The organism is Saccharomonospora iraqiensis subsp. paurometabolica YIM 90007 (genome assembly GCF_000231035.2).
In the GTDB taxonomy this organism is placed as follows: domain Bacteria; phylum Actinomycetota; class Actinomycetes; order Mycobacteriales; family Pseudonocardiaceae; genus Saccharomonospora; species Saccharomonospora paurometabolica.
In genome coordinates this window covers 69,642-70,177 of the sequence record NZ_KI912187.1, presented here as the reverse complement: position 1 = coordinate 70,177, position 536 = coordinate 69,642, and the positions used below count along the sequence as shown (strand labels likewise).

Sequence of the window (536 nt, the reverse complement as noted above, 5' to 3'; positions counted from 1 at the left end):
CGGCGAGCACCGGGGCGGGGTCGGCGCGGTCGGCCTTGGTCACCGCGAGCACCGCGTGCCGCACCCCGAAGGCGTCCAGCGCGGCCAGGTGCTCGTGCGACTGGGCCTGCCAGCCCTCGTCGGCGGCGACGACGAACAACGCGGCCGCCACCGGCCCGGTGCCCGCGAGCATGGTGGGCACGAACCGCCGGTGCCCGGGGACGTCGACGAGGGCGACGGTGTGCCCGCCGAGGTCGGTCCAGGCGAACCCGAGGTCGACGGTGAGCCCGCGGCGGCGTTCCTCGTCGAGCCGGTCGGGTTCGATGCCGGTGAGTGCCCGCACGAGCGCGGACTTGCCGTGGTCGACGTGCCCGGCCGTGGCGACGACCCGCATCAGGTCGCCGCTTCCGCGCAGCGGAGGACGGCCTCCAGCAGCCGTTCGTCGTCCTCCGGCGGGATCGCCCGCAGATCCAGCAGGCACCGGCCGTGCTCGACCCGCCCCACCACGGGCGGCTCGCCGCGCCGCAACGGGGCGGCGTAGTGCGCGGGCAGGCCCA

At 77.1% G+C, this 536-nt stretch carries 1 protein-coding gene; it reads right to left on the bottom strand.

The window, feature by feature from the left end:
- Positions 1–373: GTP-binding protein (locus SACPADRAFT_RS24665; RefSeq protein WP_007027934.1), on the bottom strand; the 373-nt coding region annotated here is incomplete at its 3' end.
- Positions 374–536 lie beyond the last annotated feature (163 nt).